General features: G+C 71.4%; 21 protein-coding genes. 14 read left to right on the top strand and 7 right to left on the bottom strand.

The window, feature by feature from the left end:
• The first annotated feature begins 87 nt into the window (after window positions 1-87).
• Together ACTOQ3_RS29015 and ACTOQ3_RS29010 are read left to right on the top strand one after the other, a co-directional pair.
• Window positions 88-870 carry an HAD-IIA family hydrolase gene (locus ACTOQ3_RS29015; protein ID WP_440086594.1) on the top strand — a complete coding sequence of 261 codons (783 nt, stop codon included), beginning with the start codon at window positions 88-90 and terminating at the stop codon, window positions 868-870.
• 114 nt (window positions 871-984) lie between these two features.
• Window positions 985-1,617 (top strand): hypothetical protein, encoded by a 633-nt coding sequence (locus tag ACTOQ3_RS29010; RefSeq protein WP_440086592.1) that lies wholly within the window; start codon window positions 985-987, stop codon window positions 1,615-1,617.
• Window positions 1,618-1,655: 38 nt separating this feature from the next.
• On the opposite strand, the gene ACTOQ3_RS29005 is transcribed toward ACTOQ3_RS29010, so the two are convergent.
• Window positions 1,656-2,492, bottom strand: coding sequence for an MBL fold metallo-hydrolase (locus tag ACTOQ3_RS29005; RefSeq protein WP_440086590.1), 837 nt, complete (start codon window positions 2,490-2,492; stop codon window positions 1,656-1,658).
• A gap of 201 nt (window positions 2,493-2,693) precedes the next feature.
• On the opposite strand from ACTOQ3_RS29005, the gene ACTOQ3_RS29000 reads away from it, so the two are divergent.
• From ACTOQ3_RS29000 to ACTOQ3_RS28985, 4 genes are all read left to right on the top strand, one after another.
• Window positions 2,694-3,089, top strand: coding sequence for an ArsR/SmtB family transcription factor (locus ACTOQ3_RS29000; protein ID WP_440086588.1), 396 nt, complete (start codon window positions 2,694-2,696; stop codon window positions 3,087-3,089).
• A complete protein-coding gene (locus ACTOQ3_RS28995; protein WP_440086586.1) occupies window positions 3,022-3,504 on the top strand; it encodes an SRPBCC domain-containing protein in 483 nt (160 codons plus the stop codon). The genes ACTOQ3_RS29000 and ACTOQ3_RS28995 overlap by 68 nt, the downstream gene beginning before the upstream one ends.
• Window positions 3,491-4,063 (top strand): TIGR03086 family metal-binding protein, encoded by a 573-nt coding sequence (locus tag ACTOQ3_RS28990; protein WP_440086584.1) that lies wholly within the window; start codon window positions 3,491-3,493, stop codon window positions 4,061-4,063. The genes ACTOQ3_RS28995 and ACTOQ3_RS28990 overlap by 14 nt, the downstream gene beginning before the upstream one ends.
• A 75-nt stretch (window positions 4,064-4,138) precedes the next feature.
• The gene (locus ACTOQ3_RS28985) at window positions 4,139-5,572 is read left to right on the top strand and encodes a glycosyltransferase family 39 protein (protein WP_440086582.1); all 1,434 of its coding nucleotides are present in this window, start codon (window positions 4,139-4,141) and stop codon (window positions 5,570-5,572) included.
• A gap of 69 nt (window positions 5,573-5,641) precedes the next feature.
• Here the strand turns inward: ACTOQ3_RS28985 and ACTOQ3_RS28980 are convergent, their stop codons facing one another.
• Both ACTOQ3_RS28980 and arfB read right to left on the bottom strand, forming a co-directional pair.
• Window positions 5,642-6,085 (bottom strand): NUDIX hydrolase, encoded by a 444-nt coding sequence (locus ACTOQ3_RS28980; protein WP_440086580.1) that lies wholly within the window; start codon window positions 6,083-6,085, stop codon window positions 5,642-5,644.
• A gap of 101 nt (window positions 6,086-6,186) precedes the next feature.
• Window positions 6,187-6,609, bottom strand: coding sequence for an alternative ribosome rescue aminoacyl-tRNA hydrolase ArfB (arfB, locus tag ACTOQ3_RS28975; protein WP_440086578.1), 423 nt, complete (start codon window positions 6,607-6,609; stop codon window positions 6,187-6,189).
• Window positions 6,610-6,857: 248 nt separating this feature from the next.
• Here arfB and ACTOQ3_RS28970 point away from each other — a divergent pair, with 248 nt between their 5' ends.
• The 3 genes from ACTOQ3_RS28970 (at window position 6,858) to ACTOQ3_RS28960 (ending at window position 10,103) form a co-directional block, all read left to right on the top strand.
• Window positions 6,858-7,691, top strand: a complete 834-nt coding sequence (locus ACTOQ3_RS28970; RefSeq protein ID WP_440086577.1) for a hypothetical protein — start codon at window positions 6,858-6,860, stop codon at window positions 7,689-7,691.
• A gap of 165 nt (window positions 7,692-7,856) precedes the next feature.
• Entirely contained in the window at window positions 7,857-9,455 is a 1,599-nt protein-coding gene (locus ACTOQ3_RS28965) for an alkaline phosphatase D family protein (RefSeq protein ID WP_440086575.1), read from the top strand.
• 108 nt (window positions 9,456-9,563) lie between these two features.
• The gene (locus tag ACTOQ3_RS28960; protein WP_440086574.1) at window positions 9,564-10,103 is read left to right on the top strand and encodes a hypothetical protein; all 540 of its coding nucleotides are present in this window, start codon (window positions 9,564-9,566) and stop codon (window positions 10,101-10,103) included.
• 33 nt (window positions 10,104-10,136) lie between these two features.
• Here ACTOQ3_RS28960 and ACTOQ3_RS28955 read toward each other — a convergent pair whose 3' ends face one another.
• Window positions 10,137-11,351, bottom strand: a complete 1,215-nt coding sequence (locus ACTOQ3_RS28955) for an ROK family protein (protein WP_440086572.1) — start codon at window positions 11,349-11,351, stop codon at window positions 10,137-10,139.
• 123 nt (window positions 11,352-11,474) lie between these two features.
• On the bottom strand, window positions 11,475-12,575 hold the full coding sequence (locus tag ACTOQ3_RS28950; RefSeq protein ID WP_440086571.1) for an amidohydrolase family protein: 1,101 nt from the start codon (window positions 12,573-12,575) through the stop codon (window positions 11,475-11,477).
• A 93-nt stretch (window positions 12,576-12,668) separates the two neighbouring features.
• Here ACTOQ3_RS28950 and ACTOQ3_RS28945 point away from each other — a divergent pair, with 93 nt between their 5' ends.
• On the top strand, window positions 12,669-13,415 hold the full coding sequence (locus ACTOQ3_RS28945) for a TetR/AcrR family transcriptional regulator (RefSeq protein ID WP_440086570.1): 747 nt from the start codon (window positions 12,669-12,671) through the stop codon (window positions 13,413-13,415).
• 144 nt (window positions 13,416-13,559) lie between these two features.
• Here the strand turns inward: ACTOQ3_RS28945 and ACTOQ3_RS28940 are convergent, their stop codons facing one another.
• Window positions 13,560-14,981 (bottom strand): FG-GAP repeat protein, encoded by a 1,422-nt coding sequence (locus tag ACTOQ3_RS28940; protein ID WP_440086569.1) that lies wholly within the window; start codon window positions 14,979-14,981, stop codon window positions 13,560-13,562.
• Window positions 14,982-15,076: 95 nt separating this feature from the next.
• Between ACTOQ3_RS28940 and ACTOQ3_RS28935 the strand changes: the two genes are divergently transcribed.
• Window positions 15,077-16,306, top strand: coding sequence for a cytochrome P450 (locus tag ACTOQ3_RS28935; RefSeq protein ID WP_440086568.1), 1,230 nt, complete (start codon window positions 15,077-15,079; stop codon window positions 16,304-16,306).
• Window positions 16,307-16,309: 3 nt separating this feature from the next.
• Here ACTOQ3_RS28935 and ACTOQ3_RS28930 read toward each other — a convergent pair whose 3' ends face one another.
• Window positions 16,310-17,737, bottom strand: coding sequence for an MFS transporter (locus ACTOQ3_RS28930; protein ID WP_440086567.1), 1,428 nt, complete (start codon window positions 17,735-17,737; stop codon window positions 16,310-16,312).
• Window positions 17,738-17,968: 231 nt separating this feature from the next.
• Here ACTOQ3_RS28930 and ACTOQ3_RS28925 point away from each other — a divergent pair, with 231 nt between their 5' ends.
• The 3 genes from ACTOQ3_RS28925 to ACTOQ3_RS28915 are packed head-to-tail and all read left to right on the top strand — an operon-like array spanning window position 17,969 to window position 20,840.
• Window positions 17,969-18,925 (top strand): STM4015 family protein, encoded by a 957-nt coding sequence (locus ACTOQ3_RS28925; protein ID WP_440086566.1) that lies wholly within the window; start codon window positions 17,969-17,971, stop codon window positions 18,923-18,925.
• Complete coding sequence (locus tag ACTOQ3_RS28920) at window positions 18,922-20,037, top strand: STM4014 family protein (protein WP_440086565.1); 1,116 nt, start codon at window positions 18,922-18,924, stop codon at window positions 20,035-20,037. Before ACTOQ3_RS28925 ends, ACTOQ3_RS28920 begins: the two co-directional genes overlap by 4 nt.
• The gene (locus tag ACTOQ3_RS28915; protein ID WP_440086644.1) at window positions 20,034-20,840 is read left to right on the top strand and encodes an STM4013/SEN3800 family hydrolase; all 807 of its coding nucleotides are present in this window, start codon (window positions 20,034-20,036) and stop codon (window positions 20,838-20,840) included. Before ACTOQ3_RS28920 ends, ACTOQ3_RS28915 begins: the two co-directional genes overlap by 4 nt.
• Window positions 20,841-20,961: the final 121 nt, after the last annotated feature.

Genomic DNA, 20,961 nt, shown 5'->3' with positions numbered 1-20,961 from the left:
CGTGGATGTACGGGTCTGATGGCACGTGACCGAACCGGCCCTGTCATCCTTGTTCCGGTACGTACCCGGCGGGAACAGAGGAGAACGGTGGACGAGCGCAAGCCGATCGAGTGCTGGCTGTCGGACATGGACGGGGTCCTCGTCCACGAAGGACACCCGGTGCCCGGTGCCGACGAGTTCATCCGACGCCTGCGCGAGTCGGGCAAGCGGTTCCTGGTGCTGACCAACAACTCGATATACACCCCGCGCGACCTGGCCGTACGGCTGCGCGCGGCCGGACTGGAGATCCCGCCGGAGTCGATCTGGACCTCCGCGCTGGCCACGGCCAGGTTCCTGGACGGCCAGCGTCCCGGCGGCTCGGCGTACGTGGTGGGGGAGGCGGGGCTGACCACCGCCCTGCACGAGATCGGCTACGTCCTGACCGACATCGCCCCCGACTACGTGGTCCTCGGCGAGACCCGCACGTACAGCTTCACCCAGATCACCCGGGCGATCCGGCTCATCGAGGGCGGTGCCCGGTTCATCGCCACCAACCCCGACCCGGTCGGCCCGTCGAACGAGGGGTCGCTGCCCGCCTGCGGCGCGGTCGCCGCGATGATCACCAAGGCGACCGGGGTGGAGCCCTACTTCGTGGGCAAGCCCAACCCGATGATGATGCGCAGCGCGCTGCGGGCCATCGACGGCCACAGTGAGAGCACCGCGATGATCGGTGACCGGATGGACACCGACATCGTCTCCGGCATGGAGGCCGGGCTGCACACGATCCTGGTGCTCAGCGGGGTCGTCAGCAGGGACCAGATCGATCGCTACCCGTTCCGCCCGTCCATGGTGGTCGACTCGGTCGCCGACCTGATCGACTTGATCGACTAGGGCGTCTCCCGCCTGGCGGGAGGTGTCACCTCAAGACCTTGGCAGGTACGTTCCCGGGTTCCCCGGGGACGTACCTGCCGCGGACTGTCAGGTATGGGTGCCACGCTGTCGCCCATGACACGTGTTTACCTGGAGATCGGCCAGAAGAAGGTCTTCGCCTGCTCGGTGGAGTGGCCGGGGTGGTGCCGGATCGGCGGATCCGAGGAGGCGGCGCTGGAGGCGCTGATGACGTACGCGCCGCGCTACCGGGTGGTCGCGGAGCGGGCCGGACTGGCCTTCGAGCCCGAGGACCCGGTGGTGGTGGAGCGGGCCAAGGGCGGCACCACCACGGACTTCGGGGCCATCGAGGCGATTCCCTCGCTCGACGCCGAGCCGGTGGACGAGGCCGAGGCGGGCCGGACCGTCGCGCTGCTCGGGGCGGCCTGGGAGCTCTTCGCCGAGACCACCGCCACCTCGCCGGAGGAGTTGCGCAAGGGCCCGCGCGGCGGTGGCAGGGACCGCGACAAGATGGCCGCCCACGTCGTCAACGCCGAGCGCGCCTACGCTCGCAAGATCGGGGTCCGCTACAAGCCCATCCGCGAGCCCTCGGCCCTGGTGGCGATGCGCGCCGACCTCGTCGAGGTGCTGTCCCGGCCCTCCGACGGCAGCCCGCCGGTCCCCGGCGGCTGGCCCGTCCGCTACGCCGCCCGCCGGATCGCCTGGCACGTCGTCGACCACCTGTGGGAGATGGAGGATCGCCGCGGCTAGGACCTGTTCCGTGGATCATCTGAGCCACGGAACAGTACCTAGCCGGGCGTCCTGTCGCGCTCGCCTCTCCGGGCGAGGCGCTGGGCCTGCCCGTCGTGCACATCGCTCACCCACTCCCAGCCGGGCTTGGCCGACGGGCCGACCCGAGGGTCATCGGGAACATCGCCCTCGCGCAGGGCGAGCACGTACGCCCGATCCCGCTCGATCCGTGCGCGTACCTGATCGGCTCCGCCGACCGACCCGTGGCCGGGGACGACGACATCGACGTCGCCCGCCACGCCCTCCAGCAGCCGCAGCGCCGCGAGGTAGTCCTCGATCGGGTCGGCGGTGTCGTTCAGGTCGAGCATCGGGACCAGGACATCGGAGAGCATGTCGCCGGCGACGAGAACCCCGCGTTCTTCGATGAACAGCGCCGCGTGGCCCGGTGCGTGCGCCTGATGCTCGATGATCCGGACTCGAGGGCCGTCCCATGGAATCCGCGCCGTCTCGGCGGGCAGGGCGGTGATGAGGCCGAGCAGGTCCAGCGGGACCTGCCCCGCGATCTCCGTCTCGAGCAGGTGGGCGGCGATGTCGTCCTTCGCACCCGGGTCGGACAGCTGATCCCGGACGGTGGCCGCGCAGCGGGCCGTGCCGTAACGAGGGGCCGCGCCGAGCCGGGGGTGCCAGAGCAGGTGATCCCAATCCGGATGCGTCGAGAAGCCTGCCGCAACGGTCTGGCCCGAATCGGACAGGTCGTCCGCGAGGCAGGCCATTTCGTGGTCCTGCACCCCTGGGTCGATGAGCAACACGCCGGCCCGGCCGTGCACGACGACGGCGTTGCTCTGGCAGAACTCGCTCTCGTGGACCAGCACACCCTCCGCGACCTGCCTCAGCACGGGTGGTTCCTTCCGCTTGTGGTTTGCAACCGCTTTCGAGAAGGTAGTACCTGGCGGTGGCAGATTGCAAGCACTATGGGCGAAGTGTATGAGCCACAGCCGGCGTACGGCAGTGAGCAGGACTTTCAACCAGGAGGTTGACGAGGGGGTGATCTACGGTCTACCGTCCTTTAAACCATTGGGTTGAAACTGGGAGGATCGATGACCACGGACGCGCTGTCCCAGGTCTTCGCCGCCCTCGCGGATCCGACCCGGCGCGACATGGTGGCCCGGCTCTCGGAGGGCGACGCGACCGTGAGCCAGCTGGCCGAGCCGTACCGGATGACGCTGCAGGCCGTCTACAAGCACCTGCGGGTGCTCGAGGACGCCGGGCTCGTCAGCCGGCCGCGGGGGCCGCAGCCCCGTTCAGTGCACCTGGAAGCCCAGGTCTTCGACCTGATGGACACCTGGATCGAGCGCTACCGGGCCCGCGCCGAGCGGCGCTACCGCCGCCTTGACGCCGTCCTGAAGGCGATGAAGGGAGACGAGCATGAACAGGACCGCACAGACGGTCATCGAAGCCGACCCGAGGCTGCCGGTCATCCGGATGACGCGTGACTTCGTGGCGACGCCCGGGCAGCTCTTCCGTGCCCACACCGATCCCGTGGTGTTCGCCCAGTGGGTGGGGCCCGACGCCACGGCCGTCCGGATCGAGCACTGGGACGCCTCCACCGGCGGCAGCTGGCGGTACGTCTCGGCGCACGACGGCGCGGAGTACGGGTTCCACGGCTGCTTCCACGAGGTGCGGCCGGACCGTATCGTGCAGACCTTCACGTTCGAGGGCGAACCCGACGGAGTCATGCTGACGACGTTGTGGTTGGAGGACCTGGGCGACGGCCGTACGCGGCTGCGGACACAGTCGCTGGTCGACAGCTTCGAAGGCCGCGACGCGTGGCTGCGCTCCGGCATGGAGGTCGGTGTCGAGGAGGGGTACGCGAAGCTGGAGAGGATGGCCGTCGATGGCGCTGTCTGACCGCCCGGCGGAGCGGCACCGGCAGGTCGCCGGGCTGTTCACGGACCGGGTCCGCGGTACCAGGTCCTGGGACGCGCCGTCCCCGGTCGACGGCTGGACCGCTCGCGACGTCGTGCGGCACCTGACCGGATGGTTCCCCGGGTTCCTCGCCTCCGGTGCCGGCATCGACCTGCCCCGCGGACCGTCGGTGGACGAGAACCCGGTCGTCGCGTGGCAGGTTCACCGCGACGGCGTGCAGGCGGTGCTGGACGATCCGGAGACGGCGCACCGGGAGCTCACCAACCGGCACATCGGCCGCCTGCCTCTGGAGAGCGCGATCGACCGCTTCTACACCGCCGACGTTTTCATGCACACCTGGGACCTCTCCCGGGCCACCGGCCAGGACGACCGGCTGGACCTCGATCTCTGCGCCCGGCTCCTCGGCGAGATGGAGCAGATGGAGCAGGCCATCCGCTCCTCCGGCCAGTACGGCGCCCGAGTCGAGGTGCCCGGCGACGCGGACGTCCAGACCAGGCTGCTGGGTTTCATCGGCCGGGACCCGTTCTGGTCGGCGCGGTGAGATCGGGCCGGTGGTCCTGACGCCGCGCCGTGCCGTCGCATCGGTCGCGTTCATGGTGTGAAATAGCGCGATGTGATGGGTGTTGCGGAAAAAGACCGGGCCCGGCCCCGTGAGCGGTCCCGCCTGCCGGAGGCGGTACCGGCGGTGGCGGCGATGCTGATCGGGCTCTGGGGCATCACCACGCCCTCGTTCTGGCGCGACGAGTCGGTCAGCACGCTGGCCGCCGCGATGCCCATCGGCGACCTGTGGCACCTGCTCGACAGCATCGACCGGGTGCACGCGCTCTACTACCTCCTGCTCCGGCCGGTCGCCGCGTTCTCGACCGGCGAGCTGGCCATGCGCCTGCCCTCGGTCGTCGCCACGGCCGCCGCCGCGTACGGCATCACGGTCCTGGGCAGGAGGCTCGCCACCCCGGGAGCGGGCCTTCTCGCCGGACTGCTCTACGTCGCGCTGCCGATGGTGAGCCGGTACGCCCAGGAGGTGCGCAGCTACGCGATCGTGACGGCGGTGGCCGTCCTGGCCACCTGGGTGCTGGTCGAGGCGACGCGGCGATCGGGCCGCCGGTGGTATCTGGCCTACGGGGCCTGCCTGGTGCTGCTCGGCTGGTTCCACGTCTACGCGCTGCTCCTGGTCCTCGCGCACGTGGTGACGGTGCTGCTGTGCCGGTACCGCGCGCCGTCGCCGTCCCGGCCCGATGTGGCGCGGTTCGCCGGGGCGCTGGCCGTGGCCGTGGCCGGGATCGCCCCGCTCGCGCTCCTGGCCGCCGGTCAGCGCGAGGCACAGCTGTCGTGGTTGAAGCCGTCGAAGCTCACCGACGTCGCCTGGTTCGGCGAGGAGGTGGCGGGCACCGTGGGGGTGGCGCTGCTCCTGGTCGCCCTCATGCTCCTCGGGACGTTCGCCGGCGGGCGGCTGACGGCGGTCGCGCTGCCCTGGGCGCTGCTGCCGTTCGTGTCCATGGCGATCTCCATCGTCCATCCCGTCTTCAACCCGAGATACGTGCTCTTCGCCGTCCCCGCGATGGCGCTGCTGGCGGGAGCGGGCCTGAGCGCCCTACGGCCCCGGGCCCTGGGCTGGATCGGGCTGGTCCTCGTCGCCGCGCTGACCGTCCCGACGCACCTGACGATCCGCGAGCCGGACAGGCGGCCCGACAACCTGCGCGACATGGCGGCCACGCTGCTGGCCAGGCAGCGTCCCGGCGACGCCGTGCTCTACGTGGGGGAGAACAGGCGTCTGTTCGCCGCCGTGTACGAGGACGCGTACCGGAACCTGCGCGACCTCACCCACGCTCCCGGCCGGCGCACGCCGAGGACCGCCGCGCAGTTCACGGCCGCGCTGGAAGGTGTCGAGCGCGTCTGGCTGGTCACCGGCGGCAGGAAGCACAAGAGCAGGGACTTCGTGGAGGACGACGAGCGCTATCTGGCCCTGATGGCCAACCGCGACTTCACCCTGGAGTCCACCGAGGACTTCGGCTACTCGTGGTTCGGCCTCTACGTCCGCAAGCGGCGCTGATCCCGAGGAATCCCGGCCTCCGAGGCCTCCGGGGACTTCGGGGACCTCGGGGACTCCGGGCGCCGAGGGTCAGGCGATCAGAGCGGGCAGGCGGGTGACCGCGCCGGCGAGGTAGGCGCCGAGTTCCGGGGGGACGATGTTGATGGCGGAGATCTCGGCCGGGTCGAGCGGGAGCCGCACCACCTCGTACTCGCCGCGGGCCGGGTCGTCGAACTCCGGGCCGCAGCGCAGCGCGGGGTCCATCGAGACCAGGCGGCAGCCGTAGACGTGCTGGGTCTTGACCCCCTCGTCGCGCAGGCACTCCAGGGTGGTCAGCGGGGTGACACCGGAGACGACGGCGCCCAGCTCCTCCATGACCTCGCGGTGCAGGGTGTGCTCCAGGGAGGCGTCCTCGGGCTCGACGTGGCCGCCGGGAATGGACCAGTAGAGCTCCTTGCCGGGAACCGTGCGCCGGAACACCACCAGCTGGTCGTCGTCGAGGAGAACGGCGCGGACGCTCGGCACGGCAGACATGGGGCCATTGTGTCACCGCTCCGGCGGCACGACCCTCATCCGGGCCCGGGGATCCGGGATTTCCGTACGGCACGGGCCCCCCGGGGGGTGGAAACGAGGCTCTAGTGGTGGTCCCTGCGCAGCCGCTTGAGGTCGGAACGCTGCTTCTTGGCGGCGATCCGCCGCTCGACCGCGCCCCTGCTCGGTTTGGTCGGGCGGCGCTTCTTGGGCGGCGGGGCGATCGCCTCGCGCAGGATCTGGGCCAGGCGCATCTCGGCGGCCTCGCGGTTGCGCAGCTGGGAGCGGAACTCCGAGGCGGCGATGGTGATCACCCCGTTCACCAGGCGGGAACCGAGGCGTTCGAGGGCGCGGGCCTTGAAGACGGGGCCCAGCGTCTCGGTGGCGGCCAGGTCGAAGCTGAGCTCGACCCGGCTGTCGGTGGTGTTGACCCCCTGGCCGCCGGGGCCGGAGGAGCGGGAGAACCGCCAGCCGAGCTCGGCCTCGGGGACCGAGACCGAGCCGCTGATCTGGAGCGGACCGGGCATGGCGGTGACTTCCTTCTCACGGGGGTGTGCGTGTCTCCAGGGTACCGAGGAGTCATGAGCGTGGATCAAATGGTTTTATGCCCGCTTTGGTGCCAATTGATGATTTTCGAGTCGCGGCCGGAGCCGTATCGGCCTTGTGGCGTGGGGTTCCCTTCCGCCACAGTTGCCCGGGGGCACACATCTGCCCGAAGGCACATGCGGTCAAACATCCGCGATGGCAGGGCATCCGAAGCAGGAGGCGGGGGCGCATGGACACGATCGTCGGCGTGCACGGTATCGGCAAGTACCGCTACTACCGCGACGCGGGTAACTCGGTCAGCGGCGCCGCCCTCGCGATGCGCGACAAGTGGGACCGCTACCTGCACAAGGGCCTGACCGGCGGCAGGCCGCACGCCAAGGAGCGCTACGTCACCGAGATCGCCTACTACGCCCACCTGCTGGGCGAGAGCAAGAACGACTCCGTGCGCGCCGTGCGGAGCATGGACGTCGGCGCCCAGGAGGTCTTCGTCGCCTGGGCCAAGCAGCTCGACACGGTGGGGGAGGGGCTGACCGGCGCCCTGCACCGGATGACCGGCTGGCTGCTGGACCGGCTGGAGGTCAACGCCGCCGACTTCGCCGCGTTCTTCTGCCCCGAGGTCGCCGCCTACCTGGCCGCCGGGGGTGAGACGCGCGCGAAGTGCCGGGCGGCCGTGGCCGAGGTGATCAGGCGGAACCGCCCCAAGGTGGTGATCGCGCACTCGCTGGGCAGCGTGGTGACGTACGAGACGCTCTGGGCCAACCCCGACCTGGAGGTCGACCTGCTGATCACCCTCGGCAGCCCGCTCGGCATGCGCAACGTGATCTTCGAGCGCCTGATGCCCGCCCCGGTCAACGGCTGGGGCGAGCGCCCCCGCAAGGTCAAGCGGTGGGTCAACATCGCCGACAAGGACGACATCGCGGCGATCCCGCCGGGCCTGAGGGCCTGCTTCACCGGGGTGGACCAGGAGGCCCTGGTCGATCTCGACTGGATCGACTTCCACACCGTGGAGAAATACCTGGGCTGCGGCGCCCTCACCCCGCACCTCAAGCCCTACCTGAGCTGACCCGCCGCGGTCACCGGCGGGAGGCCGGTCCTTCGCCGTGATGTCGCCCGGAGGTCGGCCGTTGTTCAATCACCGTGGGTAAGGAACTCGTCTGTGCGGCGGCTGTTCATCTCGCCTTGATTCGCAGGCCACGGCGAGGAAAGCTGGAGCGGATGCACTGATGGCGTGGAGCAGAAGCCGTCACGCAGAGTGTTCCTTTCCGTCGCCGCCGCGGGTGTGGGCGGCCTGTTGCTGACCGGGGCGGGGCTCGGCCCCTCCCGGATTCCCTCCCGGACCCTCGCCCGTGACCCGTTCACCCTCGGCATCGCCTCCGGCGACCCGTCGCAGGACGGCGTCGTGCTGTGGACCAGGCTCGCCCTCGACCCGCTCGGCTCGAACGGCCGGGGTGGCATGCCGGTCAGGGACGTGGACGTCGAATGGCAGCTCGCCACCGACGAGCGGTTCTCCAAGGTGGTCCGCGAGGGCACCGAGAGCGCGCGCTGGAAGCGGGCGCACAGCGTCCACGTCGAGATCGACGGGCTGGAGCCCGGCCGGGAGTACTTCTACCGCTTCCGCGCCGAAGGCCACCTGTCGCCGACCGGACGCACCCGTACGGCCCCGTCCGCCATGTCCGCCGTGTCCGCCGTGTCTGCTGTGTCCTCAGCGTCCTCAACGTCCTCGCTGACCTTCGCCGTCGCCGCCTGCGCCCACTACGAGCACGGCTTCTACACGGCGTACCGGAGGCTGGCCGAGCAGGACCCGGAGCTGGTCGTGCACCTGGGCGACTACATGTACGAGTACGCCCCCCAGGGATACACGGCGCTGGGCGGGAGCGTCCGGCAGCACACCGGGGGCAAGTGCGCCACGCTGGCCGACTACCGGATGCGCCACGCGCAGTACAAGAGCGACCCCGACCTGCAGGCGGCACACGCGGTCGCACCGTGGCTGGTGGCCTTCGACGACCACGAGATCGAGAACAACTGGGCGGGGGACGTCTCCAGCTCCGGCGCCCCGGCGTTCGCCCGGCGCAGGGCCAACGCCTTCCAGGCGTACTACGAGAACATGCCGCTGCGCAGGACGAGCGTGCCCGGCGGGGCGTCGATGCGGGTCCACCGCCGGGTCGACTGGGGACCGCTGGCCCGTTTCCACCTGCTCGACACCCGGCAGTTCCGCGACGACCAGGCGTGCGAGGACGGGCTCAGGTCCGGTTGCGACGACCGGCTCGCGACCGGCCGTACCCTGCTCGGCGAGGACCAGCGGCGCTGGCTGCTGGACGGCCTCGAGAGCTCGGACGCCCGCTGGAACCTGGTCGGCCAGCAGATCCTGATGGCCCAGCGCGACTCCAAGGTCGGGCCGGGCACCGAGGTCAACATGGACTCCTGGGACGGCTACGCCGCCGAGCGCACCCGCCTGCTGACCGGTTTCCGCGACTCGGGCGCCTCCAACCCGGTCGTGCTGACCGGTGACGCGCACATGCACCACGCGGCGGACCTCAGGCTCGACTTCGACGACCCCGACTCGCCCCGCGTGGCGGTGGAACTCGTCACCTCCTCGATCGCCAGCGACGGCGACGGCTACCGGGACGAGGGCCGGATCGCCGAGACGGTCGCGGAGAACCCGCACATCTCCTACCTCGACCAGCGGCGCGGCTACATCGTCTGCCGGGTCACCCCGGAGGAACTGCACGCCGACTTCCGCACGCTCGACTACATCAGCAGACGCGGCGCCCCCGCCAAGACCGGCGCCCGGTTCACCGTGCCGTCGGGGCACGCGGCCCTGACCTGAAACGAGTCGCCGGGGCGCGCGACCCAGACCTGAAACGTCCCGGCGGACAGGCGGCCCTGACCTGAAACGTGAGAGGAATTCTGGAAGATTTATTGGATGATGCCGCTTATGAGTCCCCTCGCCACGAGGCTCACCGCCGCGGCACTCGCCGCGGCGCTGGGCGGCACCCTCCTCTCCCCGACCCCCGCGACAGCCGCCGGATCCGCCTTATCCGCTTCATCCGCCGCACCCGCGGTCGCGCCCGCCGCCGCGGCGTCCTCCGACTTCGGGTACGTGATCACCTTTCCCAAGCACGTCCACCGGGGCGGATCCCTCGTCTACTCCGTCAAGGTCCGCAACAGGAAGGCCCGCGGCCAGCACTACGTGGCGCTCGTCGGGGACTTCTCGAAACGCTTCCGCAAGATCCGGGTGATCTCCAAGCCGCGCAGCGTCAAATGCTCCGTCAAGGGCCGCAGCCTGTCCTGCTGGATCACCTCCCTCGACCGGGGCGACTCGACGACCGTGCGGATCCGGGCCTGGGCCGGCTCGCGCCGGGGCACCGCCACCGCCACGTTCGGCGTGATCGCCACGTCCGACGCGGACGCCGACATCCGCAAGCTCCGCAAGGAGATCGGCCGCAAGATCAAGGCCAGCACGCGCATCCGCTGACCCCGGGCCCGCCCCCCGTCCCGGGAGCCGGGGTCAGATCCCGGCCCGGTTCCGGGGGCGCGGGGAGACGCCGTTCGGCCTCGCGACCGGGTTCGCCTGCAGGAGATCCTCGATCACGAGGGTGGCGGCGCCCAGCGCCACCGAGTCGACGCCGAGGCGGCCCAGGCCGATGGAGACCGTCTTGTACGGCTGCGCCAGGCAGTTGTCCGCGACGACCTTCCTGATCCTCGTCAGCAGGTGCTCGCCGAGCAGCACGCCGGCCCAGCCGCCGATGATGATCCGCTCGGGGTTGAACAGGTTGATCAGGTTGGCCAGCCCCACGCCCAGGTAGGTGACGGTCTCGTCGATGACCGGGGAGCCCGCGGCCACCAGCGCGGCCAGCTCGGCCTGCTCGTCGACGGCCTCCGTCCAGACCCCGGCGCGTTCCAGGATGCCCCTGGCCCCCACGTACGCCTCCAGGCAGCCCTCCCCGCCGCAGCGGCACCGGTGCCCGCCGATCATGATCTTCGTGTGACCCCACTCGCCGGCGCTGCTGTTGGCCCCCAGGTAGGTGGCCCCGTCGGTGATGATGCTCGCCCCGACCCCCGAGCCGATCAGCACCACCACGGCGTGCCTGGCCCTGCGCCCGACGCCGAACCACAACTCGGCCTGTCCCATCGACGTGGCGCCGTTGTCCACGAAGAGCGGCAGGTCGGTGCCCGCCCGTAGCAGCCTGCCGAGCGGGACCGCGTCCCACCCGAAGGTCGGGGCGTGGATCAGGGCGTCGGGCCCCGTCTCGACGACTCCCGGAACCCCCACCCCCACGCCGAGCACCCGCTCCCTGGGCACGCCGCTCTCGCCGAGGACCACGTCGATGCCCGCGAGGATGTGGCGGACGACCTGGTCGACGTCGTGCCCGGCGGGGCGCAGCGGGTACTCGGCCTTGGCCTGCCGGTTCATGTCCAGGTCGAAGAGTTCGACGCGCACGTGCGTCTCGCCGACGTCGACGCCGACGGCGTAGCCGTGGGTGGTGTTGACCCGCAGCAGCACCCGGGGCCTGCCCCCGTCGGAGTCCGCCAGACCGGCCTCGACGATGATCCCGCTCGCGAGCAGGTCGCCCGTCACGTTGCTCACGGTGGCGGGGCTGAGCCCGATGGTCTCGCTCAGCTCCTGGCGGCTGGCGGGTCCCTCGAAGTAGAGGGCGCGCAGCACGATCGCCCGATTCCCCCGGCGTAGATCGCGAACGGTCCTCTGCTGTACGTCGAACATGCCCATCATCTTAGGTAGCGACGTGAATCAAGCGGCCGGCGATCTCCTTCCGCCGGTGGTGGAGGCTCATGTCGATCAGGCCGGTCCGAGCCTCTCCCCACGCGCCTCGGCCGATCGTTGTGGTCAGCGGCTGGTCGAGGCGGACTGCCGAGCCGGGTCGTGCTCGCCGCGCGCCGTGACCGCCGTGACGTGCCCGGTCAGTTTCTCCCAGTTGCCGGACCCGATCGCGGCCTTCTCCTCGTGGGTGAAGGGTGCCTGTTCGAGGAACGAGCGGGCGACCCCGCCGGCGGTGTCGAGGAAGGGGAATCCGCCGGGCCGGGTCCCGAAGGTGTAGGGGTAGTCGGTCGAGTACATCATGCGCTCGGTTCCGACGACCTCCGACGTCCATCTCATGTAGCGCTCGCTGACCGTGCCGCTGCCGCAGACCCAGAAGTTCCGCGTGAAGTAGTCGGCGAGCGGGCGCTCCAGCTTGGCGTTGTGCGCCATGACCCCGATGTGGTCGAGGTAGAACAGGACGACCTCGCCCCAGTGTCCTGCGATCACCTGCAATCCGGGGTGCCGGTCGAAGACGCCGGAGAAGATCATCCGTAGATACTGGACACCCAGGTCGTAGTACCAGCCCAGGCCCGCCGTCGCGAGTCCCATCCCGATACCGCGGGCCGGCCCGGCTCCGGCGTCGAAGCCCGAGTAGTAGGCCTTGAGGACCTCGGGGACCGGCGTCTGGGGATGGAAGTGCAGCGGCACCCGGAGGCGCTCGGCCGTGGCGTACAGGTCGTCGAACTCCGGGGCGTCGGCCAGTTTGTCCCCCGTGCGGCCGTACAGCATCGCACCGGGGAGGCCGAGCCGGGTCACCGCGCGTTCCAGCTCGGCCGCGGCGGCCTCGGGCGCCGCGGTGGGGATGGCGGCGAAGGCCTGGAAACGGTCGGGTCGCCCGGCGACGATCTCGGCCAGCGTGTCGTTGACCTCGCGGGCCACGCCGACGGCGTCTTCGGGCGCGAGGTTCTGCACGCCCGGCGAGGCCGGGGACAGGACCGCGACATCGATGCCCTGGTCGTCCATGTCGGCGAGACGCGCCTGTCCGACGTCCCGCAGCCGCCGCGCGAAGGGCTCGTCGCCGAAGCCGAGCTGCGGGATTTGCGGCACACCCGCCCTGGCCCACGCGTCGAGCAGTGAGGGCAGGGCGACGTGTTCCTCGAGTGCCACGATCTTGATCTTGTCCGGCATTCCATGCCCCTTCATCCTGATGTTTCCATTGGAATCATTTTTACCGTATCACCGGAATTATCGATGGAACCACTAGTGCGGTATCGTTGGAAAATGGCATCGAGTTCACAAGGCGGGGACGGCGTGGCCGCCACCGGATCCGACACCGCGGCCCTGGGCCGCGAGCAGCTCCGGCAGCGGATCATCGAGGCCGCCGCCGGCCTGCTGGCGCGCGAGGGGCGCGACGCGGTCACCACTCGCGCGGTCGCGGTCGCGGCCGGAGTGCAACCACCGGCCATCTACCGCCTCTTCGGCGACAAGGACGGGCTGCTCGACGCGGTGGCCGAGCACGGCTTCGCCACGTTTCTCAAGACCAAGCACATCGACCCGGAGCCGCGGCATCCCGTCGAGGACCTGAGGGCCGGCTGGGACCTGGCGGTCGAGTTCGGCCTGGCCAATCCCGCCCTGTACACGCTGATGTACAGCGAGCCCGCGAAAGAGACGTCGGCCGCCTTCAAGGCCGGCATGGAGATCCTGATGGGCCGTATCCGGCGCCTCGCCGTCGGCGGCTGGCTCCGCGTCGACGAGGAACTCGCGGTCACGCTCATCCACGCCACGGCGCGCGGTGCCGTGCTCACCTGGCTGACCCTGCCCGAAGACCGGCGCGACCCGGCCCTGCTGACCGCCCTCCGGGAATCCATGATCGCCGCCGTGACCACCCGGGAGCCCGCCGTACAGGACTCGGGCCCGTCCGGCGCGGCCCGCGCCCTGCGCGCCGCGCTGCCCGAACAGACGATCCTCAGCAGCGCGGAACAGCATCTGCTGACCGAGTGGCTGGACCGCCTCGCCGCCGACGGCTGAGACGCCGTTCCTCGCGCGTTCTCGCCGAGGGCATCACCCCGGCGCGCCCCCGAGGGCCGAGCGACGACCGAACGGCCATCGAGGTCAGCGAGCCGTCGCAGGCAGGGCTACCGCTCCGGTCTCCACCGCTGGAGAGGCCGGTGCCTACCGCGGGGAGGGCGGGCCCGCGAAGGCGTAGCCGAACAGGGTCTCCTTGGGGGCGCCGGCCAGGGACCGCGCCGACGACGGGCGGATGCCCGGGTAGGAGCCCTTCCGCACGGTCCCGCGCAGCAGGGTGAGCCTGCCGTCGCCCGGGGCGGCGACGACCAGGCCGCGGCCCGCGACGGTGGCCAGGGCCCCGCCGAAGTCGCCGCCCTCACCGGTGACCAGCAGGTTGTGGTTCTTGGTGAGGCCGCCGGAGCGGGTCCCCGCGAGCACCTGGACGGCGTTCTCGCCCGGCACCCCGATCGCCAGCTCGTCGTCGCCGTCGCCGTTGAAGTCCCCGGCGGCGAGGGCGGCGCCGAAGCGGTCGAAGTAGCGCGGCTCTCCCTTCAGGGAGCGCTGCGACCAGGACTCGGAGCCCGCCGTACGCAGTCCCGAGCGGGAGCCGTAGACGACGTGCACGGTGCCGTCGCCGTAGTCCATCGCCCGCTGGTTGTCGCTGAGCCCCTCGCCCGGCACGCCGATCGCCAGGTCGTCGCGGCCGTCGGCGTCGAAGTCGCCGGTGGTCAGGGCGGTGCCGAAGAAGTCCCAGACCTCGGCGAGGCCGCCGATCCCGGGGCTGTCCTGGGTGAGCGCGGTCGCCCTGCGGCGCCGGACGTCGAGGACGGTGACCGAGCCCTGACCGTTCTTCAGCAGCGTGTCCGCGGGCGCGCCCACGGCGATCTCGGCGCGGCCGTTCCCGTCGAAGTCCCCGGTGGCGAGCACCGCGCCGAACTGGTCGGTCTCGCGTTCGCGCTGCCCCACCCAGCCGGTCTCCTGCGTGATCATGTGCGGCTTGCGCCCTTTGAGGCCGTACACCCCGACCGCGCCGCCGCCCAGCCCGGGAGCGCCGATCACCAGCTCGTCGTCGCCGTCGCCGTCCAGGTCCCCCGCCGCGAGCGCGGCACCGAACCGCCCAGGCTCGCGCTCGCGGCCCAGGTCCGCGGCGTCGATCAGCCTGCCGGGCCGCAGGCCGCCGGGCGAGCCGTGGAACAGCTGCACGGCGCCGTCGCCGTCCTCTCCCGGCCGGGAGCGGTCCTCCTCGGAGACGCCCACGGCCAGGTCGGCGCAGCGGTCGCCGTCGAAGTCGCCGGTCGCCAGCGCCGAGCCGAACGAGTCCCCGGTCTCGGCCTCGCCGGGCACCCCGGGGTCGTCCTGGGTCAGCTTCCCGGCGGTGCGCATGCCGTACAGCACGGTGACCGATCCCGCGCGGGCGTGGCCGCCGGAGCGGGTGTAGGGAGCGGCGACCGCGAGATCGGCCCGCCCGTCGCCGTCGAAGTCGGAGGGGACGCCGGAGCAGGCGGCGGCCGAGGCGTGGGCCGGGAAGGGGGAGGCGGGGACCAGCAGGAATGCGAGGACCGCGGAGGTGAGGAGCGAGGCTCTCATACCTGTCATGGTTTCCGGTGATTCGGACACGCGGCCCACCGGGACATGAAATCCACGTGGCCGGTACGCATAAAGAACATGCCAGGATTGACGACATGGAAATCGACCTGGCCGACCTGGGATTCTGGCGGCGGCCGCTCAAGGAGCGGCATGAGGCGTTCGCGCGGCTTCGGGATCTCGACAAGCCGGTGTTCTTCGAGGAGAAGCGGGTCCCGCTGCTCCGCTCGGGCAAGGGTTTCTACGCGCTGGTCCGGCACGCCGACGTGGTGGAGGCCAGCCGCAACGCCAAGGTGTTCTCCAGCGAGCCCGGAGTGACCAGTCCCGAGCCGCCCGGCTGGGTCAAGCACGTGTTCGGCGAGTCCATGGTCAACATGGACGACCCCCGGCACGCCCGGCTGCGCCGCATCGTCTCCCGCGCGTTCAGCCCGAAGATGCTGGCCAACCTGCAGGGCGACATCGACGCCGCCTGCGCGCGGATCGTCGACGACGTGATCGTCTCGGGGCCCGGTGACTTCGTCGGCCAGGTGGCCGCCAAGCTGCCCATCCACGTCATCTGCGACATGATGGGCGTCCCCGACGACGTGCGGGCCAAGGTCCACCAGCACGTCGACATCTCCACCGCGTACTCCGGCGTGCGGCCCAGCCTGGCGCACACCGTCAGGATGGCCGCCCAGAACACGCTCGCGCTGCTCGCCCTGCAGCGCCTGGTGATCAACCTGGGCAAGGAGCGCGCGGGGGCGCCGCGGGGGGACCTCGTCTCGGCGCTCGTCACCGCCAACGTCGACGGCGAGAGGCTGACCGACCGCGAGCTGGGGTCGTTCTTCACGCTGCTGCTCGTGGCGGGCAACGAGACGGCCCGCAACACCATGGCGCACGGCATCAAGCTGCTGACCGACAACCCCGAGCAGCGGAGCCTGCTGGCCGGCGACTTCGACGCGCACATCGGCGGCGCGATCGAGGAGATGGTCCGCTACGTCTCGCCCATCATGCAGTTCCGCCGCACCGTCACCGAGGACTACGACCTGCGCGGCCTGCACCTGAAGGCGGGCGACAAGGTCGTGCTCTTCTACGGCTCGGCCAACCGCGACGAGACGGTCTTCCCCGACGCCGACCGGTTCGACATCACCCGCGACACCAAGCCCCATGTGGGCTTCGGCGGCCCCGGGCCGCACTTCTGCCTGGGCGCCAACCTCGCCAGGCAGGAGATCAAGGCGATGTTCCGCGCGCTGTTCACCCGGCTGCCGGAGATCCGCTCGGTCGGCGAGCCCGAGCTGCTGGTGTCCAACTTCGACAACAGCGTCCGGAGCCAGGCGTTCACCTTCTGAGGTTCACCTGCCCGGCTGGGGGGTCGTCACCGGGCAGCCCAGCTTCGTCTCCTCCTGGACCAGCACGTTCTCCCGGATGGTAAGAAAGGTGATCAGCGCCGCGACGCCCAGCATCGCCGCGCTGATCAGCATCGTCGTGTGGAATCCGGCGGTGAAGATCTCGGGGGAGCCGAAGGCGTCGCCGGTGAGCCCGGCCAGCGGGGGGATCGCGGCCACCGCGAGCAGCCCGCCTGTCCTGGCGACGGCGTTGTTGACGCCGCTGGCCACCCCCGCGTGGCGCTCGGCGGCGGTGGCCAGCACCGTTGCGGTGAGCGGCGCGACCGCCGCAGACAGGCCCAGCCCGAACAGGGTCGCCGGAAGCAGCACGTCCACCACGTACGACGAGCCGGGGCCGATCCGCGACATCAGCAGCAGGGCCCCGGCGCAGACGAGGATGCCGCCCGTCATCGGCAGCCGGGGCCCGAGGCGCTTGGCCAGCTCGCCCGCGCGCGACGACAGCAGCAGCATCAGGATCGTCACCGGGATCATCGAGGTCCCGGCCACCAGCGGGGAGAAGCCCGCCGACACCTGCAGCTGGACGACCAGGAGGAAGAACACCACGCCCATCGCGGCGTACATGATGAAGGTGACGACGTTGACCGCGGTGAACACCTTCGAGGAGAAGACCTCGACCGGTACGAGCGCCTCGGGCGAGCGCCTGATCTCCAGCCAGACGAACGCGGCGCCCAGCAGCACGCCCGCCGCGACCGGGACGATCTCCAGGTCGATCAGGCCGTAGGTGATCCCGGCCAGCGCCAGCGCCGCCAGCACCGCGCCCAGGACGTCGAACCGCCCGCCTGCCGAGGAGTTCCTGCTCTCCGGGACGTGCCGTACGGCGACCGCCACGACGAGCGCCGCGAGCGGCAGGTTGATCAGGAACACCCAGCGCCATCCGGCCGTCTCCACCAGCCACCCGCCGAGCAGCGGGCCAATGGCCGCGGCCATCCCGCCCAGGCCCGACCACGCCCCGATCGCCCTGGGCCGGTCCCCGCGGTCGAAGGAGGCCTGGATGATGGCGAGGGATCCCGGGGTGAGCAGCGCACCGCCGATGCCCTGCAGGGCGCGGGCCGCGATCAGCGTCTCCACGTTGGGCGCCAGGCCGCACAGGGCCGACGCGAGGGCGAACCAGACGACGCCGATCAGGAAGACCTTGCGCCTGCCGTACCGGTCGCCGAGCGATCCGCCGAGCAGGATCAGGCCCGCCAGAGTGAGAGTGTAGGCGTTGACCGTCCACTGCAGGCCGGCCATGTCGGCGCCGAGATCGGCGCCGAGCGAGGGCAGGGCCACATTGACGACCGTGCCGTCCAGCATGGCCATGCCGGAGCCGAGCACGGTGGTGAGAAGGACCCAGCGGCCCTTCACGGAGGCGAAACGGATGTGACCAGTGTCCATGCCGTTCATCATCGCCGACCTCGCGGACCGGTCCGACCGGCGTCCGGCCTCACGGGGGCGCTCCCGGAAGTATCCCGTGATCGGTTCTGGAAGCGCTTTCAGAATGATCACGGAGGATCCGGGAAGCGCTCCGGGAAGAATCGGGGGAGCGATCCCTGGAGTGCGGCCGGAAGTGTCGCGCGCCTCTGGTAGGACGGTCCTTTCACAGTCGAGCCTGACGGGGAGTCTCCGATGGACCACACCGAGTTCAACGACGACGTCGACGGCCTCTACCGCGGAGACTACGCGGGCCTGCCCATCGTGAGCCTGCGTCCCCCCGGCGCCCCCCACCCCCCGGCCGGCGAGGCGGCGTGGCGCGTCTCGGTCCGCGTCTACGACGCCAAGGAGACCTTCGAGGAGCACTTCGCGCGCTTCGCCGAGACCGTCGACACCACCGAGGTCAGGGCGCTCATCGTCGGAGGCTGGGGCGAGGCCTACGAGAAGGACGCGTCGGGTCCCGTCCGGCTGCTGGCGGAGAGCGCGACGCGCTTCCCCGCCTTGCGCTCGCTCTTCTTCGCCGCGATGCCGCAGGAGGAGTGCGAGATCTCCTGGATCCAGCAGAGCGACGTCACGCCGCTGCTGGAGGCCTTCCCGCTGCTGGAGCGGCTGGAGGTCCGGGGCGGGACGGGGCTGGAGCTGCGGCCGGTCGGGCACGAGCACCTCAGGGTGCTGCGCTTCGAGGCGGGCGGGCTGCCCGCCTCCGTGGTCAGGGGGGTCGGCATGAGCGAGTTCCCCGCGCTCGAACACCTGGAGGCCTGGCTCGGTACGAGCGAGTACGGCGGCGAGACCACCGCCGCCGACCTGGAGAACATCCTGTCCGGTGAGAGGCTGCCCGCGCTCAGGCACCTGGGGCTGCAGAACAGCGAGATCCAGGACGAGGTGGCCGGTCTCGTCGCCGTCGCCCCCGTCGTGGCCCGGCTGGAGTCGCTCGCCCAGTCGATGGGCGTGCTCACCGACGAGGGCGCCGAGGCCCTGCTGTCGGGGCAGCCCCTGACCCACCTCAAGCGCCTGGACCTGCACCACCACTACCTGACGGACGCCATGGTCGAGCGCCTCACGACGACGTTCTCCGGCTCCGGCGTCCGGCTCGACGTGTCCGACCAGAAAGAGCCCGACGGCGAGTGGCGCTACGTCGCGGTCGCCGAGTGACCGCCCTCACCGTCGTCGGCACGCCGGGCGACCGGCGGGTGACCATGTTCTCCGACGCCTGCGCCCGGCAAGGGCTGGCCGAGCCCGCGGTCGTGCCGTGGACGTCCGTGCTGCGCGGCGAGGAGATCGGGATCGAGCCGGGGACGCTCGTACGGATCGACTCACCGGGGGAGGACGCCGAGGCGGACGCGCTGCTGCGGGGCCCCGGCGAGCCGTCCAGGATCGGCGGCGGCGCCCGCTGGCACGCCGGGTTCGTCGCCGGGGCCGCCCGGGTCCGCCGGGCCGTGGCCGCGGCGCCGGGGGCCGTGCTGCTCGCCGACGTCGAGGACGTGGCGGTGATGTTCGACAAGCGGCGCTGTCACGCCAGGCTGTCGGCGGCCGGGGTGCCGGTGCCGCCGGCCCTCGCCGGGCCGGTCGGCGGCTACGCCGAGCTGCGCGAGCGGATGGGAGAGGCCCGCTGGGGCCGGGTGTTCGTCAAACCGGCCCACGGCTCGTCGGCCTCCGGGATCATCGCCCTGCACGCGTCTGGCCGCCGGGTCAGGGCGGTGACCTCGGCGGAGTTGACCTCCGGCGAGCTGCACAACTCCCTGCGGATCAGGTGCTACGAGGACGAGCCCGATCTGGCGGTGATCGTCGACCTGCTGGCCCGGGACGGCCTCCACGTCGAGCGCTGGTTTCCCAAGGCGAGCCTCGGCGGGCGCGCGATCGACCTGAGGGTGGTCGTCGTGGACGGCACACCCACCCACGCGGTCGTCCGCGCGGGCCGCGGGCCGATGACCAACCTCCACCTCGGTGGCGTACGGGGTGATCTGGGCGCCGTCACGACCGGGCTCGGCCCCCGGGGGTGGGAGCGGGCCCTGGAGATCTGCGCGCGGGCGGCGGCCTGCTTCCCCGGAAGCCTGGCCGTCGGGGTCGACCTGATGATCGGGGTCGACTGGCGGGAGTTCGCGGTGGCCGAGGTCAACGCGTTCGGCGACCTGCTTCCCCGGCTGGAGGGCCTGCCCGGTGGCGGAGCCGAGGACCTCGACACCTACGGCGCCCAGGTCCGCGCGATCCTCGCCCGGCACGCCCCGGCGGGAGAGCGGGAACGGGAGGCCCCGTGCGTGACATGAACGAGGTGGTGGGCAGCCACGACCTGCTGCTGGTGACGCTCGACACCCTCCGTTACGACGTGGCGGAGGAGCTGATGGCGGCCGGGCGGCTGCCCACGCTGGCGCGGGCGCTGCCGGGCGGGCGCTGGGAGCGCCGCCACAGCCCGGGAAGCTTCACCTACGCCGCGCACGCCGCGATCCTCGCCGGTTTCCTGCCGACCCCCGTCGCTCCGGGACCGCACCCCCGCCCGTTCGCCGCCGCGTTCCCCGGCAGCGAGACCACGGCCCCGGGCACCTGGGTGTTCGACGCCCCCGACCTGCCCGCGGGGCTGGCGGGAGCGGGCTACCACACGGTCTGCGTCGGAGGGGTCGGGTTCTTCAACAAGCTGACCCCGCTCGGGTCCGCGCTGCCGGGGATGTTCGCCGAGAGCCACTGGGAGCCGGGGTTCGGGGTCACCGCGCCCGCCTCGTTCGAGGCGCAGATCGCCCGCGCGGAGCGGGCGGTGGCGGGAGCCGACCGGCCGGTCTTCCTGTTCGTCAACGTCTCGGCGCTGCACCAGCCCAACTGGTTCCACCTGCCCGGGGCCACCCGCGAGCACGGCGACAGCCGCCGGAGCCAGGCCGCCGCGCTCGAATACGTCGACCGGCACATCGGCAGGCTGTTCGCGCTGATGAGCGAGCGGCGGCCGGGATTCGCGATCGTCTGTTCCGATCACGGCACCGCTTACGGCGAAGACGGGTACACCGGGCACAGGATCGGCCACGAGGTCGTCTGGACCGTGCCCTACGGGGAGTTCACGATGGAGCGGGGGCAATGGCGATGAGCGCGGGTCCCGGCCGGGGCCGCGGACGGCGGTGTGTCCGGCGGCGATGCGCGACCGCCACATCGGCTACGCGCACCTGGAGACGACCGGCCTCCACGACGTCTTCGCCGGGGGGATCCTG

The sequence above is a fragment of the Streptosporangium sp. LJ11 genome, assembly GCF_051918945.1.
GTDB lineage: Bacteria > Actinomycetota > Actinomycetes > Streptosporangiales > Streptosporangiaceae > Streptosporangium.
Note: the sequence above shows the minus strand (reverse complement) of the source record. Positions and strands in the feature narration are given on the sequence as shown.

Coding starts and splice junctions, on each gene's coding strand:
- ACTOQ3_RS29010 (WP_440086592.1), top strand. CDS start 985: ATGACACGTGTTTACCTGGAGATCGGCCAGAAGAAGGTCTTCGCCTGC.
- ACTOQ3_RS29000 (WP_440086588.1), top strand. CDS start 2,694: ATGACCACGGACGCGCTGTCCCAGGTCTTCGCCGCCCTCGCGGATCCG.
- ACTOQ3_RS28995 (WP_440086586.1), top strand. CDS start 3,022: ATGAACAGGACCGCACAGACGGTCATCGAAGCCGACCCGAGGCTGCCG.
- ACTOQ3_RS28990 (WP_440086584.1), top strand. CDS start 3,491: ATGGCGCTGTCTGACCGCCCGGCGGAGCGGCACCGGCAGGTCGCCGGG.
- ACTOQ3_RS28985 (WP_440086582.1), top strand. CDS start 4,139: ATGGGTGTTGCGGAAAAAGACCGGGCCCGGCCCCGTGAGCGGTCCCGC.
- ACTOQ3_RS28980 (WP_440086580.1), bottom strand. CDS start 6,085: ATGTCTGCCGTGCCGAGCGTCCGCGCCGTTCTCCTCGACGACGACCAG.
- arfB (WP_440086578.1), bottom strand. CDS start 6,609: ATGCCCGGTCCGCTCCAGATCAGCGGCTCGGTCTCGGTCCCCGAGGCC.
- ACTOQ3_RS28970 (WP_440086577.1), top strand. CDS start 6,858: ATGGACACGATCGTCGGCGTGCACGGTATCGGCAAGTACCGCTACTAC.
- ACTOQ3_RS28960 (WP_440086574.1), top strand. CDS start 9,564: ATGAGTCCCCTCGCCACGAGGCTCACCGCCGCGGCACTCGCCGCGGCG.
- ACTOQ3_RS28955 (WP_440086572.1), bottom strand. CDS start 11,351: ATGTTCGACGTACAGCAGAGGACCGTTCGCGATCTACGCCGGGGGAAT.
- ACTOQ3_RS28950 (WP_440086571.1), bottom strand. CDS start 12,575: ATGCCGGACAAGATCAAGATCGTGGCACTCGAGGAACACGTCGCCCTG.
- ACTOQ3_RS28945 (WP_440086570.1), top strand. CDS start 12,669: ATGGCATCGAGTTCACAAGGCGGGGACGGCGTGGCCGCCACCGGATCC.
- ACTOQ3_RS28940 (WP_440086569.1), bottom strand. CDS start 14,981: ATGAGAGCCTCGCTCCTCACCTCCGCGGTCCTCGCATTCCTGCTGGTC.
- ACTOQ3_RS28935 (WP_440086568.1), top strand. CDS start 15,077: ATGGAAATCGACCTGGCCGACCTGGGATTCTGGCGGCGGCCGCTCAAG.
- ACTOQ3_RS28930 (WP_440086567.1), bottom strand. CDS start 17,737: ATGGACACTGGTCACATCCGTTTCGCCTCCGTGAAGGGCCGCTGGGTC.
- ACTOQ3_RS28925 (WP_440086566.1), top strand. CDS start 17,969: ATGGACCACACCGAGTTCAACGACGACGTCGACGGCCTCTACCGCGGA.
- ACTOQ3_RS28915 (WP_440086644.1), top strand. CDS start 20,034: ATGAACGAGGTGGTGGGCAGCCACGACCTGCTGCTGGTGACGCTCGAC.